Source organism: Pseudoflavonifractor sp. 524-17, from assembly GCF_009935845.1.
Lineage (GTDB): Bacteria > Bacillota > Clostridia > Oscillospirales > Oscillospiraceae > Pseudoflavonifractor_A.
In genome coordinates this window covers 1-13,253 of sequence record NZ_QWEK01000020.1, presented here as the reverse complement: position 1 = coordinate 13,253, position 13,253 = coordinate 1, and the positions used below count along the sequence as shown (strand labels likewise).

Here is a 13,253-nt window from a genome sequence, read left to right as displayed (position 1 = left end):
TATGAGATTGGAACCCATGCGGTATAAGGACTTCGTGTGGCCCCACAACCCACGGACCTATCGGATTGACTACGAGCGGTCCATGGCGGCCAATAAAGTGCCCTTTGGGCGGTATCACCTTCAGGACCTGGGGCCGGGGCGGCGGGTGATGCGGGGAGAGGGGGAGTTTACTGGCCCGGACGCCTACAGCCAGTTCAAGCAGCTGGCCAGCGTGTTCTACAGGGAGGGGCCGGGACTGCTGGTTCACCCGGTGTGGCAGTGCGCCAATGCTTACTTTGTGGAGCTGACCCTTCAGCAGGAGCCCCGCAGCGACTATGTGCGCTACGCATTTACCTTCTGGGAGAGCTATGGCGGATATACGGACAGCTTGAAGACTGAGTATCCGGCGGGTGGAACGGCCCCTTCCGGCTCCGCCGGCGGGGTGTGGCACACAGTACGGCGGGGGGAGAACCTGTGGGGACTGGCACGGCGGTACGGGTCGGCACTGGAGGATGTCATCCGGTGGAATCCCCAGATCAAAAACCCCAATTTGATTTTTCCGGGAGAGCGGGTGCGGGTGAAATGATGGAGTGCTGGCTGAGCTGCTATGACGGGCGGCGGCTGTCGCTGCCCCAGGCCTTTCGGTGGACCTTCCGCTATGGGCTGGGCGCCCCCTGCGACAGCTTTTTTGTGCAGTGCCTGTGGGGCGAGACCGCCGCCCCGGAGCTGGGAGACGCCACCCGCTTCTACGCTCAGAAAGGGGCGCAGCGGGTGTTCTCCGGCGTGGTGGATGAGTACGAGACCCGGTGGGACAGCCGGGGGGCCAGGCTGGATATCCACGGACGGGGGATGGCGGCCCTGCTGCTGGACAATGAGGCGGTAGGGGCGGACTACCAGCTGGCCACGGTGGAGGATATTGTGCAAAACCACGTGAAGCCCTACGGGGTGGAGACGGTGCAGGGGGAAAAGCTGCCCTCGGTGCCGGGCTACTCGGTAAAGACAGGGAGCAGCGAGTGGGCGGTGGTGTATGAATTCGCCCGCTACCACGGAGGCGTGCTGCCCCGGTTCGACCGGGAGGGACGGCTGCGCCTGGATGGAGGCGCCTCGGGGCGGCGGGTGCTGGACGAAACCGCCCCAATTACATGGGCGGCCCTAGGAGAGCGGCGGTACGGCGTGCTCTCCCAGGTGCTGGTGCGGGATCGCACCGGACGGGGGGAGCAGAAGGTAATTAACCAGAACTTCACCCGGCAGGGGGGCATGAGCCGGAAGGTGCTCACGCTGCCCCGGAAGAGCGGGTATGAGGCCAAGCGGTACAGCGGACAGTATCAGCTGGACCGGTCCGCCGAGGGGACCAAAACACTGACCCTGCGGCTGGCCAGCCCCTGGGCGGCGTGGCCCGGAGAGCAGGTGGAGCTGCGGGTGGAGCGGCCCAGGCTGTCCGGGACGTGGCTGGTGGACCAGTGCGAGACCGGCGTGGACGGAGAGGGGGCCTATACCCAGCTGACCATGGTGAATAATAAATGGAAATAGAAAGCGGTACCATAGGCCGGGTTCTAAGTGAAAGGAGGGAAAATCATGTGGCTGTCTCAGAGAAGCCGCCAGGGGCGGCGGGAGGAGAGCCAGGCCCAGGTGGGCCAGGTGACCTTGCCGGGAAATCCGGCGGGGGTGTATTCGTCCGGAGAGCGGCGGGAAATGCCGGTCTTCGGGCCGGGAGGCTACCAGTGGAAGCCGGAGGCAGGGCAAGAGGTGCTGGTGCTGAAAACCGGGGAGGAGGGGGAGACGCCCTGCGTGGCGGGGACCCGGTACGGCGGCAGCCTGGAGCCGGGGGAGATCCAGCTGTTCAGCAACGGCGGGGCGTCCATCGCCCTGCGGCGGAATGGCAATGTGGAGATTGTGGCGGCAAAGGTGCTGGTAAACGGCGTCCCCCTGACGCTGGAGCCACCGGCGGAGGGAGGAGACGATGGAGACGGAGGAAATACGTAATGGATCTGATGCTGCGGGATGGAGACTATGAGGCGGACGGGCGGGGCGGCGTGCGCACCGTCGCCGGCGGGGAGGAGATCTTGCAGCGGGTGCTGCTGCGGCTGAACGCCAGGCGGGGAGCCCTCCCGTGGATGCCGGAGCTGGGCAGCCAGCTCTGGCGGCTGGGGCGGGTGAAGCCCGCCCAGCGCCTGGCCCTGGCCCGCCAGTATGTGGCGCAGGCCCTGGAGCCGGAGGAGGAGCTGGAGGTGGAGGAGGTGCGCCTGGAAGAGGAGGCGGGCCGGGGCCGGCTGAAGGTGTTTTTGCGCTGGAACGGCACGGCCATGACGGCGCAGACCCAGTGGCAGGACAGAGGGGAGGGAGACAATGAAGAGCATTGAGGAGCTGTACAGCGGGATGCTGGCGGACCTGTGCGAGCGGACGGGGACACAGATCAGCGGCACCAGCGAGATGGCGGTGCGGCTGTACGCCGTGGCGGCCCAGATTCACGCCTTGTATGTCCAGGGGGAGTGGGTGGCCCGGCAGTGCTTTCCCCAGACTGCACAGGGGGAGTATCTGGACCGGCACGCCGCCCTGCGGGGGCTGTCCCGCCGGGGAGCGGCCCGGGCCCAGGGGACGCTGTGCTTTTTGGTGGACGGAGCGTCGGGGAGCGATTTGGCTGTTCCCCTGGGAACGGTGTGCATGACGGCGGGGCAGATGCGCTTTGTCACCACCCAGGCGGGGGTGCTGCGGGCAGGAACCACGTCTGTTACCGTGCCGGCGGAGGCGGCGGAGCCGGGAGAGGCGGGAAATGTCCCCGCGGAGACCGTACTGACCATGGCGGTGGCCCCGGTGGGGATACGGCGGTGTTCCAATCCCGCCCCATTTCTGGGGGGCATGGATGAGGAGGAGGACGAGGCCCTGCGCCAGCGGGTGCTGGAGACATTCCGGCGGATGCCCAACGGCGCCAACGCCGCCTTCTATGAGCAGGGAGCCATGTCCTTTGAGCAGGTGGCCGCCGCCCAGGTCATCCCCCGGCCCAGAGGGAAGGGAAGCGTGGACGTAGTGGTGTCCACCTTGGACGGTGTACCGGACCAGAACCTCCTGGCACAGCTGGAGGAATACTTCCAGGCCCGGCGGGAGATCGCCGTGGATGTGAAAGTCAAGGCCCCGGTGCCGCGCACGGTGGATCTGACAATAAAAGTGCGCCCGGCGGAGGGATACACCCAGGCGGAGGCCCAGCAGGCCGTCCGGAGAGCGGTAGAGGGCTGGTTTGACGGCCGCCGGCTGGGGAAGAGCGTACTGCGGGCGGAGGTGAGCAGTCTGGTCTTTGGCCAGGAGGAAGTAGGAAACTGTGCGGTGACGGCCCCGGCGGGGGATATGGCGCTGGCGGTGGGAGAGCTGCCCCGGCTGGGTCAGCTGACGGTTGCCGCGCTGGAGGGTACGGCATGAGCTATGGAGACTATCTGAAAAAGCTGCTGGCCCCTCTGGGTATCTACCGGCTGGAGGGGAGCTTGAACGGAGGGGAGCTGGAGAGCATCGGCGGCGCCCTGGACGGCGGCGCGGCCGCGCTGGAGGAGCTGGAACGGGAAATGCTGGTGTCCACCGCCCAGGGCGAGGGGCTGGAGAATATAGAGCGCCTGCTGGCCCGGCGTCCCGTCACCCATACCCTGGAGGACCGGCGCACCGCCCTGGCCGCCCTGCTGCGCATCGGTGGGGACAGTTTTACCCTGGCGGCTATCAACGACAATCTGCGGGGGTGCGGCCTCAACGCGGTGGCCAGTGAGACCGGCGACCCGGGGCGGGTGGAGGTGCGCTTCCCCGATGTGCCGGGGATTCCAGACGGCTTTGAGGAGATGCGGGGGATTATTGAGGATATCCTCCCCTGCCATCTGCTCATTGAGTATGTGTACTGGTTTATCACCTGGGACAAGATGGAGGAGCGGTTTGACACCTGGGACAGCATCGAGGCGCTGGGTCTGGACTGGGAGTCCTTGGAGAAGCTGGTGAAGTAGCACAATAGATGCAAGAGGGAAAAATGGGAAGAGAGGGAAGCATGAGAGAGATTGCGTCAATACGAAATCTTGCGCTGGCGGCGGCCGCGGCGGCGGGGAGCTGGCTGGCCGGCCTGCTGGGAGGGTGGGACACCGCCCTTCAGACGCTGGTGGTGTGCATGGCGGCGGACTATATCACAGGCGTGGCGGTGGCGGGGGTGTTCCGCCGGTCGGGAAAGAGCAGAAGCGGCGCCCTGGACAGCAGGGCGGGCTTTCAGGGGCTGTGCAGAAAGGGGGCGGAGCTGATGCTGGTGCTGGCGGCGGCCCAGCTGGACGGGATGCTCCGCAGCGGCGGGTACGCCCGCACCGCGGTGCTGCTGTTTTTTATCGCCAACGAGGGACTGTCTATTTTGGAAAATCTGGGGATTATGGGAGTGCCCTACCCCGCCTGCCTCCGGGCGGCGCTGGAGGTGCTGCGCCAGCAGGGGGATGAGGGGAAGTCACGCTAAAAAACAGAGAACCTGTATTCACAACCGTTGAACGCGGTATGGCTGGTCTTTTTCCCGCCATACCGCGTCGGTTTTCCTTGTCCGATGGGAAAAATCCCCCGTTCATCCGGCATCCCAGGTTAATGAATACAGGTTTTAAGAGGTAAGGGCAAGAGAGAAGGATAAGAGAAAGATTCCAAATATAAGTCGTATTAGCGGCAAAATAGTGTGAGATAATTCCAAAACGAAGCGGCGGCTATTGGTGTTTTCCATGGATTTTTCGGTAATACAGGTTTTGAGGTGACGGTTAATTTGAAATGCTCGGAGTTTTATTGGAATCGAGAAGGTTACTGGATCCGCGGCTGGGATGTTGTTGGCGCAAGTATAAAGACCTGTTGGTTCTGCGTGAATGAAAGACGCTAAAAACTTTGTGTACGCCCTTTTGGCTTGTATATGCGGGATACTGTATCTGTGCAGTCTCCTCTTTCCTGTGTACAGCAATCTTTTGGTTGCCGGCGCCGTGGAACTTGCCCTGGGGCTAAATGTTTATGATCTTGTGACCCGGTATCGAAAAGAGCAGACGAAATGGGCGCTGATTTTGGGGATCGTTCTGGCGCTTTTGATTGTTATTATTCCGATTTTTGCAATCGTAATCACGTTGAGAAAATGAGGCGTCGCTTTTGTCAGGACGGCGAAAAAAGAGGGCCCCTGTCATCCGACAGGAGTCCCTTTTTGCATTTTATGGGGATTACGCCAAAAATCCGGCGGCTACGGTGGCGGCGGTGGCGGCGTCGGGGGTGTAGGCGTCCGCGCCGATGTCAGTGCAGAACCGGTCGGTGACAGGGGCCCCGCCCACCATAATCTTCACCTTGTCCCGGATGCCGGCGGCTTTGGCCGCCTCCACCACCGCGCCCATGGAGGGCATGGAGGTGGTGAGCAGGGCGGAGCAGGCGATAATCTGACAGTCCTTTTCAATGGCGGTCTGGACGAAGGCTTCCGGGGCGACATCTACCCCCAGGTCAATGACCTCAATGCCCTGGCCCTCAAACATCATGCGCACCAGATTTTTGCCGATGTCATGAAGATCCCCCTTGACAGTACCCAGGCAGGCCCGGCCCTTGAAGCCGGCGCTTTCCCCGCTGAGATGGGGCTTGAGCAGCTCCATGCCGGCGTTCATGGCCTTGGCTGCCATGAGGACCTGGGGGACGAACATCACGCCGGTTTTGAACTGCTCTCCCACCGCGTTCATACCGGACAGAAGCCCCTCCTCTAAAATTGCCTTGGGACTGGTCCCCGCCTCCAGGGCCTGGGGGACCAGCGCCTTTACCAGCTTGGCACGGCCCTTCTCCACCGCCTGGGACAGTTCGGTCAATGTACTCATGTCCATCCATCCTTTTTGCAAATTTTTGAATGCTCAAATACGGTTCAGATCGGTGTTACTCCTTGGTGAAGCCGTAATAGTTGCCGGTGGTCATGTTCGCGATGTCAAGATAGGTTCCGTCCAGCAAAAGAAAGCCGAAATAAGAGGATACATTCGGCTGGTCGAGCTGCTCCTCCCCATTGCGCAGAAAGGATTGGTTTGTGGTGGAGAAGCAGACAAAATTGTCCACGTTGTACGCCGGCGCCCTGGCGATGACGCCCAGAATTTCCTCTTCCGTCACGGCGTATTGAGACAGCTCGGTGGTCAAATACTTGATCCCGTCAGAGCCCATGTGAAATTCATAGGTGCCGGCGAAATAATTGTCGTCAGTGATTCCCTTTGTCTGGTACCAGTGGAAGGTATGATCCGGCTCAAAGACCCAGTAGGAGCCGTCGTTGTTGGCGATCCAGGCCGTCCCCGCCAGAAAATCCTGCTGTTCCCGGGGCCGCTCCCGGGGGAGAAGGAGGAAGGTAACCACCGTCAGGGCGCAGGCCGCAGGGATCCCGATTGCACAGAGAAGGGGCAGCCTTGACGGCTTCGCGTGCGGGTCCGCCTGGGGCGGACGTTCCGCCAGCTGGGCGGTTACCAGCTGATTAAACTGCTCTAAATTCTGGGCGTTTCGGGAGGAAATAGTAAACAGCTTGCGGGCGCCGCTGTAATAGGTGTAGATAGTGGCCTGAGGGGGCTTCAGCCCGGCGGCGTCCCGCCGGGTGACGGCGTAGGCCAGCAGTCCGCCGCCCACTGCCCCGGCCAGCGCCGCCTTTTTGGGGTCAGAGTAGTCAAACTTCTCCCCACGGGAGGTGATCTCCGACAGCGCCACGGTTCTGGACCGCCGCCACAGGGGGTAAAAGGTGACGGTCTGCCCGTCTGCTTTGATGCGGGGGCGCCGGGCGATGTAAAAGGAGAGGGCGAAAAACAGAACAAAAATGCCGGTAAAGGCAATAAAAACCCAATAGGCGCCCTCTTCCCGGAGGGTATCCGCCATAAGATCCCAGTTGAGGAACCACACCAGCACCCCAATCATGACGAGGGAGAGAATCCGCAGGGCGGCCACCCGCGCCCCGTTTTTCACCCGTACTTCAAAGGACATCAGTCTGCCTCCTAATTCCGCATTTTATAAAACCAACCTCATGATAACACAACCCAGGGAAAATAAAAAGACTGATTTTCCCAACTGTGTTCCCGTTTCTTTCTGGCAGACTTGGAAGACAGGCGCAGGGGAGATCTCCCAACGCCCTGCCGCCAGCCGCCAGGGAAACTTTGCCGATCCAAAGGTGTGTTTCATTGGCAGCGCGGGCGGCGTTTGTCCTGCCGTTTCCCGGCCATATTAAATCTGCGCGGAAACGCTGCGCGCGTTTTGCGCAAATTTTATTCTTTTCAGAAAGGGTGATTTGATGCGGGACGAACAGCACAGGCCGCCCAGGCGGGCGCCCCGCCGCCTGCTGGCACTGGCGCTGGTTCTGGGGGCGCTCTCTCTGGCCGCCCCCGCGGGGGCCTTGACCCTGCCGGGCCGGGGAGAGGGAAAGACCAGAGCCGCCGCCCCGGCGGAGGATGCCGTGGACGGCGGAAGGACCTTGATTCCCATCGGCCGGGCGGTGGGAATCAAGCTGTTTTCCGACGGCGTGATGGTAGTGGGCCTGGCCGATGTGGACACCGGCAGCGGCAGCCAGAATCCGGCCAAGACCTGCGGCCTGCGGGAGGGGGATATCATTACCCACATCAACAGCGAGGAGGTGGACTCCATTGAGGAGGTCCAGTCCATCCTCCAGGATCTCAGCGGCGAGAAGATGAGCATCCGGGCGGTCCGGGGGGGACAGGAGCTCCAGATGACCGCCCAGGCCGTCAAGTGCAGCGCCGACGACAGTTACCGGCTGGGGGCGTGGATTCGGGACTCCATGGCGGGGATCGGCACCGTCACCTACTATGATCCCCAGACCTGTACCTTCGGCGCACTGGGCCATGGGGTGAGCGACGTGGATACCGCCCAGCTCATGCCCCTCCAGTCCGGGTCCATCATGTATGCCGAGGTCAGCGATGTGAAGCGGGGGGCGGCGGGCGCCCCCGGGGAGCTGCGGGGGGCCTTCCAGGTGGAGCGGGATCTGGGCGACCTGTACGCCAACACCGGCTGCGGTATTTTCGGCACCCTCACCGACGAAGCCCTGGCCGGCGGGCTGGAGGCCCTCCCAGTGGCGGCGCGGAATGAGGTGAAGACCGGCAAGGCCGTCATCCGCTCCAACATCGCCGGGGACCGGGTGGAGGAATATGAGGTGGAGATCACCCACGTCTATCCAGACAGCGGAGGGGAAGGCCGGGATCTCATGCTCAAGGTCACGGATCCCCGGCTGATCCAGCAGACCGGCGGCATTGTCCAGGGGATGAGCGGATCCCCCATTGTGCAAAACGGGAAGCTGGTGGGAGCGGTGACCCATGTGCTGGTGAACGATCCCGCCCAGGGCTACGGCATTCTGGCGGAGAGTATGCTCCAGGCCGCCCAGCGGTAGCGCATTGGGAAAAAGGGAACGGGGGCGCTTCACTGGAGCCCTCCGTTCCCTTTTCTTTTGATGATGTTTGGCTGTGTCACGGCGCGCCCGGCCCGCCGCTTGTCTCCCCAATGTGGAACGGGAGGCCGGGAAAGGCAAGCGTATCCTGATACACGGCCCGATCCCGGAGGGCGGCGAAGTCCATGGCGGCGATGACAGCCTGACAGCCCGCCCGGTCGTCCTGCTGCACGGAGATGGCGGGAATATTTCGCTCCGACAGGCCGCAGCCATAGCCAAAAGACCACAGCTTCCGCTCGGCCTGGAGGTCGGTGGAGCCGTCAAAGGGGAAGAAGAGAATGTGTGCGCAGACGTTGTCCCGCCCTACCCCCTGATCCAGATCGCCCACGTCCTGCCAGGTAAAGTTGACAGTGTCATAGTCTCCGCCGCCGGAGAGGTAGGCGGAGAGATCCCCATAGTCCCCCGGCTCCTCCTCCTTCAGCACATAGCGGGCTTTGAGAAGGTGCTGGTTGCCGCTGGCCATGGGGATGTATTGATAGGTCAGCTCGTCCGGGGTTCGGTCCAGTAGCTCCTGACTCATCTGCCACAGCTGCGCCGCAAAATCCTCCGTCCCGAGCTCCGCCCAGTCCATGGCCCGATAGCAGACGGTTCCATGGCTGTTCCAGTAGAGCCAGCCGTCATACCAGAGGTAGTCCCCGCCGCCGTGGGCCTCGCAAAAGGCCAGCGTATATGCCTGGGTGCGGTAGATGTCGATATCCCAGCCTGCCTCTGACCAGCTGAGGGACCAGCCCTCCCAGTCCTCCGGCGCCTCCTGCCGGAGCCGCTGGGAAAAGGTCTCGTACACTTCCCGGGCCTGGTCCTCTGAGCCGGTCACCTCCCCAAAGGGCTCCCGGCCCGGCAGGACAGGCACAATGCCGCACCCGGACAGAAGCGCCGCCAGAATCAGGACCGCCCCAGCCGCCGCTCCTGCGCGAATCCCCATAGCGCAGCCTCCTTTCCATGTGATATGTTCTGATGGTATCACAAAGCGGCGGACGGCGCAAGGCGGAGCGGAAAACGGGTGGAAGCAGACGGATCTGCCCTTGCCGTTTTCCCCAGGGGTATGCTATAATGGAACATATTTCCCCCATTTCCAGCGCTTTTACGCCATGCGCAGTACCAAGAAAAGGAGGCGGCTCTATGAATTGGAGGACACTTTTGGGGGCGAAGCGGCAGGAGGAGATTGACATCCCTCCCGATATGGCCAAGTACCCCACCAGCGAGTTTGAGCAGGATTACTGGCGCATTGTCAACAGCGCGCCCTTCCGCCGGCTTCAGGACAAGACCCAGGTCTTCCCCCTGGACAAGAGCGACTTTGTCCGCACCCGGCTCACCCATTCGGTTGAGACCTCCGCCCTGGCCAAGCAGCTGACCACCATGGCTACCGCCAACATCATCCGCTACCAGAAGGACACCCCCTACGCCATCACCGAGGAGCAGGCCAAGGAGGCCGCCAACGCCGCCATGTGCGCCGGCCTTCTCCACGACATTGGCAACCCGCCCTTCGGCCATTTTGGCGAGGTGGTCATCGGCGCCTGGTTTCAGGAGAATCTGGGGAAGCTCAGCTATAAGGGCAGCGCCCTGGACCAGCTCTTTGACACCAAGATGACCAATGACCTGTACCACTTCGAGGGCAACGCCCAGGCCCTGCGCCTGCTCACCAAGGTGTACCACGTGGACGGGTCCTGCGGCATGAATCTGACGCCTGCGGTGCTCCATACCCTGGTGAAGTACCCGGTGGATTCCAGCTCCTTTCACCCCAAGGACCCGGATATCAAGCGCCACAAGCCGGGGTATTTCCAGGCGGAGGAGGAGCAGTTCCGGCAGATGGCCCGGCAGTGCGGCACGGAGATGGACGGCACAGTCCAGCGCCACCCCCTGACCTACATCCTGGAGGCCGCAGACGATATCGCCTACGCCACCGCCGACCTGGAGGACGCCTATAAAAAGGGCCTGTTTACCTTAGATGACTTTATCACCTTCTATTGGGACACCCTGGCCCAGAACCGGGAGCGCTGGGCCCTCACCCCCCAGCAGGAGGAGAAGTCCGGGGATCTGATCCGCCGGCTGGAGGACCTGCGCCGGGAGTACGGCGGGATGGAGGCGTTCCAGCGGTGGATCGCCTATGCCCGCCACTGGCTGATGTACACCGCCGCGTTCGGATTCACCCCCTATGGCTCCCACAAGGACAACACCTACGCCGATATCATGGAGGGGCGCTTCCAGCAGGAGATTATCAGCCGCACGTACCACGGCGGCAGCATCCGCATCCTGAAGGCCGCCATGGGGGAGTTTGTCTATCAGTCCCCCGGCATCCTCACCCTGGAGCTGGCCGCCCAGACCATTTTGTCCTCGCTGCTGTCCCGGTTCGCCCCGGCCGTTATCTACATGGACGCGGATGACGGCACCTCAGAGGAATACAGGCCCACGCCCTCCCAGCGGAAGCTCATCCGGCTGCTCTCCGACAGCCAGCTGGCGTGCTACCAGCGGGAGAAGACCGGGGAGCCGGTGCGGGACCTCTATTTACGGATGCTCCTGGTCACCGACTTTATCAGTGGTATGACCGACTCCTACGCCAAAAACCTGTATCAGGAGCTGGCAGGCATTTACTGACCGCCGGAAGCGCGTTTGCCCTGTCTGGCGAAAGAAACACGCGCCGCTGGATATTCTGCCATTTATCAGGCAAGACCTATTGACAAAGGGTCTTTTTGGCCAATATAATGAATATATTAGAGGAAATACCAAAACCACCAGGCAGTTCAATGACAAAAAATTATTGGGGTGCAGAGAGATGAACAGTATCCGGAAGAAGATCACAGTATGTCTGATGGCCACCGTTTTGGCGGCGCTGGTTGCGGTGGGCAGCTTCAGCATTTCGCTGAATTACAACAGCACCATCGCCACCGTGGACCAGATGATGAGCCAGACCGCGGTGCTGGCGGCGGAACGGGTGGAGCAGGAGCTGACCGCCTACAAAAACGTGGCCATGGACACGGGGTGCATCCCCCAGCTGTCCGACGAGACCGTGCCGGTGAGCGAAAAGCAGGCCGTCATTGACGAGCGGGTCAAGGTACACGGGTTTCAGCGGGGAAATATCATCGGCCTGGACGGCTACAGCATCTTTGACGGAAAGGACTACTCCGACCGGGAGTATGTGCAGCAGGCCATGCAGGGCAATGTCTACGTATCGGAACCCCTGATCAGCAAGGTGACGGGGGAGCTGTCCATTATGGTGGCGGCGCCCCTCTACGACGGGGGGATCTACGGCGCCCGGATTGTGGGCGTGGTCTACTTCGTGCCGCCGGAGACCTTTTTGAACAGCATTGTCTCCTCCATCAAGGTAAGTGAGAACAGCCGGGCCTATATGATCAACAAATCCGGCGACACCATTGCCGACGTCACGCTGGAGACCATTACCACCCAGAACATCGAGCGGGAGGCCGAGAGCGACCGCTCCCTGAAGGAGCTGGCGGCGCTGCACAGCGAGATGCGCCAGGGGAAGAACGGCTTCGGCAGCTTCCAGAGCGCCGAGGGCCCCCGGTTTGCGGCTTATGCCCCGGTGGGGGGCACGGACGGCTGGAGCGTGGCGGTCACCGCCCCCAAGCTGGACTATCTGGCGGATACATACTTCGGCATGATTATTAATGTAGTGGTGATTGTGATCTCCATTCTGGCCTCCATTGTGGTGGCGCTGAAGCTGTCCAGCAATATCAGCGTACCCATGCGGGCCTGCGCCAAGCGGATGAAGCAGCTGGTGGCGGGGGATCTGGAGTCTCCCGTCCCTGAGAGCAGAGGCAGAGACGAGACCGCCGAGCTGACCCGTTCCACGGCGGAGCTGGTGTCCGGCCTGAATACCATTATCGGCGATATCCGGTATCTGCTCAAGGAGATGGCCGGTCAGAACTTTAACATCCAGTCCACCCACCGGGACGCCTATGTGGGCGGGTTCCAGGGAATTCTGACCTCCATGCGTACCCTGAAGGTGGAGGTCAGCGGCACCCTGCGCCAGATCAACGCCTCCGCCGGCCAGGTATCCGCCGCAAGCGGACAGGTATCCACCGGCGCCCAGACCCTGAGCCAAGGCTGCATGATGCAGGCCAGCTCGGTGGAGGAGCTGGCGGCCACCATCGCGGACATCGCCGGCAGCGCCAAGGAGACCGCCGCCGCCGCGGAGGAGGCAGGCCACTATGTGCAGCAGGCCGGCGCCCAGCTGGGGGTCAGCGTGGAGCACGTGAAGGAGCTGAATACCGCCATGGAGAAGATCTCCGCCTCCTCTGAGGAGATCTCCCGTATCATCGCCGCCATTGAGAACATCGCTTTCCAGACCAACATTCTGGCCCTGAACGCCGCGGTGGAGGCTGCCCGGGCAGGCTCCGCCGGCAAGGGCTTTGCCGTGGTGGCGGACGAGGTGCGCAATCTGGCCTCCAAGTCCGACGAGGCCGCCAAGGCCACCAAGGAGCTCATCAGCAGCTCCATTGAGGCTGTGGCCGAGGGCCGCCAGGCGGTGGACCAGGTAAACGAGGCTTTGGAGCAGACCAGCGTCCAGGCCGGCCACGTGACCGCCCAGATGGACCTTGTGGTGCGTGCCATCGAGAGCCAGACCTCCGCCATCGAGCAGGTGAACAGCGGGGTGGAGCAGATCTCCTCCGTGGTGCAGACCAACTCCGCCACCAGCGAGGAGTCCGCCGCCGCCAGCCAGGAGCTCTCCGCCGAGGCCGCCAGTCTGAAGCAGCTGGTAAACCAGTTTATTTTGGCGGAAAACTGACCGCCGGCACTGTGAACAAAAAGCCGCGGGACTTTGAACAGCACCCCATTTGTTAGACAGTATGGTATACTACTAACAAGTGGGGTGATTTATTATGCCAAAAGGAGTAGC

General features: G+C 62.3%; 14 protein-coding genes. 11 read left to right on the top strand and 3 right to left on the bottom strand.

Annotated elements, in window-relative coordinates:
• Position 1: 1 nt before the first annotated feature.
• The 8 genes from D1159_RS08790 to D1159_RS08755 all read left to right on the top strand — a co-directional run bounded on the left by D1159_RS08790 (position 2) and on the right by D1159_RS08755 (position 5,090).
• Positions 2 to 565: a LysM peptidoglycan-binding domain-containing protein gene (locus D1159_RS08790; protein WP_243152200.1), complete on the top strand. Its 564-nt coding sequence runs from the start codon at positions 2 to 4 to the stop codon at positions 563 to 565.
• A complete protein-coding gene (locus D1159_RS08785; RefSeq protein ID WP_161845300.1) occupies positions 562 to 1,509 on the top strand; it encodes a hypothetical protein in 948 nt (315 codons plus the stop codon). The genes D1159_RS08790 and D1159_RS08785 overlap by 4 nt, the downstream gene beginning before the upstream one ends.
• Positions 1,510 to 1,554: 45 nt before the next feature.
• Positions 1,555 to 1,962 carry a hypothetical protein gene (locus D1159_RS08780; RefSeq protein WP_161845299.1) on the top strand — a complete coding sequence of 136 codons (408 nt, stop codon included), beginning with the start codon at positions 1,555 to 1,557 and terminating at the stop codon, positions 1,960 to 1,962.
• On the top strand, positions 1,962 to 2,339 hold the full coding sequence (locus D1159_RS08775; protein WP_161845298.1) for a hypothetical protein: 378 nt from the start codon (positions 1,962 to 1,964) through the stop codon (positions 2,337 to 2,339). The genes D1159_RS08780 and D1159_RS08775 overlap by 1 nt, the downstream gene beginning before the upstream one ends.
• On the top strand, positions 2,326 to 3,390 hold the full coding sequence (locus tag D1159_RS08770) for a baseplate J/gp47 family protein (protein WP_161845297.1): 1,065 nt from the start codon (positions 2,326 to 2,328) through the stop codon (positions 3,388 to 3,390). The genes D1159_RS08775 and D1159_RS08770 overlap by 14 nt, the downstream gene beginning before the upstream one ends.
• Positions 3,387 to 3,953 carry a DUF2313 domain-containing protein gene (locus D1159_RS08765; protein ID WP_161845296.1) on the top strand — a complete coding sequence of 189 codons (567 nt, stop codon included), beginning with the start codon at positions 3,387 to 3,389 and terminating at the stop codon, positions 3,951 to 3,953. Before D1159_RS08770 ends, D1159_RS08765 begins: the two co-directional genes overlap by 4 nt.
• A 23-nt stretch (positions 3,954 to 3,976) precedes the next feature.
• Entirely contained in the window at positions 3,977 to 4,441 is a 465-nt protein-coding gene (locus tag D1159_RS08760; protein WP_243152199.1) for a phage holin family protein, read from the top strand.
• Between the two features lie 388 nt (positions 4,442 to 4,829).
• Entirely contained in the window at positions 4,830 to 5,090 is a 261-nt protein-coding gene (locus D1159_RS08755; protein ID WP_161845295.1) for a hypothetical protein, read from the top strand.
• A gap of 78 nt (positions 5,091 to 5,168) precedes the next feature.
• Here D1159_RS08755 and D1159_RS08750 read toward each other — a convergent pair whose 3' ends face one another.
• Together D1159_RS08750 and D1159_RS08745 are read right to left on the bottom strand one after the other, a co-directional pair.
• Positions 5,169 to 5,801 (bottom strand): corrinoid protein, encoded by a 633-nt coding sequence (locus D1159_RS08750; RefSeq protein ID WP_161845294.1) that lies wholly within the window; start codon positions 5,799 to 5,801, stop codon positions 5,169 to 5,171.
• Positions 5,802 to 5,856: 55 nt separating this feature from the next.
• The gene (locus tag D1159_RS08745) at positions 5,857 to 6,930 is read right to left on the bottom strand and encodes a hypothetical protein (protein ID WP_161845293.1); all 1,074 of its coding nucleotides are present in this window, start codon (positions 6,928 to 6,930) and stop codon (positions 5,857 to 5,859) included.
• 304 nt (positions 6,931 to 7,234) lie between these two features.
• Here D1159_RS08745 and spoIVB point away from each other — a divergent pair, with 304 nt between their 5' ends.
• On the top strand, positions 7,235 to 8,341 hold the full coding sequence (gene spoIVB, locus D1159_RS08740) for a SpoIVB peptidase (protein ID WP_161845292.1): 1,107 nt from the start codon (positions 7,235 to 7,237) through the stop codon (positions 8,339 to 8,341).
• Between the two features lie 76 nt (positions 8,342 to 8,417).
• Here spoIVB and D1159_RS08735 read toward each other — a convergent pair whose 3' ends face one another.
• On the bottom strand, positions 8,418 to 9,320 hold the full coding sequence (locus tag D1159_RS08735; protein WP_161845291.1) for a hypothetical protein: 903 nt from the start codon (positions 9,318 to 9,320) through the stop codon (positions 8,418 to 8,420).
• A gap of 197 nt (positions 9,321 to 9,517) precedes the next feature.
• On the opposite strand from D1159_RS08735, the gene dgt reads away from it, so the two are divergent.
• Together dgt and D1159_RS08725 are read left to right on the top strand one after the other, a co-directional pair.
• Positions 9,518 to 10,990 (top strand): dGTP triphosphohydrolase, encoded by a 1,473-nt coding sequence (gene dgt, locus D1159_RS08730; RefSeq protein WP_161845290.1) that lies wholly within the window; start codon positions 9,518 to 9,520, stop codon positions 10,988 to 10,990.
• Positions 10,991 to 11,168: 178 nt separating this feature from the next.
• Entirely contained in the window at positions 11,169 to 13,142 is a 1,974-nt protein-coding gene (locus D1159_RS08725) for a methyl-accepting chemotaxis protein (protein ID WP_161845289.1), read from the top strand.
• Positions 13,143 to 13,253: the final 111 nt, after the last annotated feature.

Excerpts from the sequence above, each read along its gene's own strand:
- D1159_RS08760 (WP_243152199.1), top strand. The coding sequence starts at position 3,977 with ATGGGAAGAGAGGGAAGCATGAGAGAGATTGCGTCAATACGAAATCTT.
- D1159_RS08780 (WP_161845299.1), top strand. The coding sequence starts at position 1,555 with ATGTGGCTGTCTCAGAGAAGCCGCCAGGGGCGGCGGGAGGAGAGCCAG.
- D1159_RS08770 (WP_161845297.1), top strand. The coding sequence starts at position 2,326 with ATGAAGAGCATTGAGGAGCTGTACAGCGGGATGCTGGCGGACCTGTGC.
- D1159_RS08745 (WP_161845293.1), bottom strand. The coding sequence starts at position 6,930 with ATGTCCTTTGAAGTACGGGTGAAAAACGGGGCGCGGGTGGCCGCCCTG.
- D1159_RS08735 (WP_161845291.1), bottom strand. The coding sequence starts at position 9,320 with ATGGGGATTCGCGCAGGAGCGGCGGCTGGGGCGGTCCTGATTCTGGCG.
- D1159_RS08750 (WP_161845294.1), bottom strand. The coding sequence starts at position 5,801 with ATGAGTACATTGACCGAACTGTCCCAGGCGGTGGAGAAGGGCCGTGCC.
- D1159_RS08790 (WP_243152200.1), top strand. The coding sequence starts at position 2 with ATGAGATTGGAACCCATGCGGTATAAGGACTTCGTGTGGCCCCACAAC.
- D1159_RS08785 (WP_161845300.1), top strand. The coding sequence starts at position 562 with ATGATGGAGTGCTGGCTGAGCTGCTATGACGGGCGGCGGCTGTCGCTG.
- D1159_RS08765 (WP_161845296.1), top strand. The coding sequence starts at position 3,387 with ATGAGCTATGGAGACTATCTGAAAAAGCTGCTGGCCCCTCTGGGTATC.
- D1159_RS08755 (WP_161845295.1), top strand. The coding sequence starts at position 4,830 with ATGAAAGACGCTAAAAACTTTGTGTACGCCCTTTTGGCTTGTATATGC.
- D1159_RS08775 (WP_161845298.1), top strand. The coding sequence starts at position 1,962 with ATGGATCTGATGCTGCGGGATGGAGACTATGAGGCGGACGGGCGGGGC.
- dgt (WP_161845290.1), top strand. The coding sequence starts at position 9,518 with ATGAATTGGAGGACACTTTTGGGGGCGAAGCGGCAGGAGGAGATTGAC.
- D1159_RS08725 (WP_161845289.1), top strand. The coding sequence starts at position 11,169 with ATGAACAGTATCCGGAAGAAGATCACAGTATGTCTGATGGCCACCGTT.
- spoIVB (WP_161845292.1), top strand. The coding sequence starts at position 7,235 with ATGCGGGACGAACAGCACAGGCCGCCCAGGCGGGCGCCCCGCCGCCTG.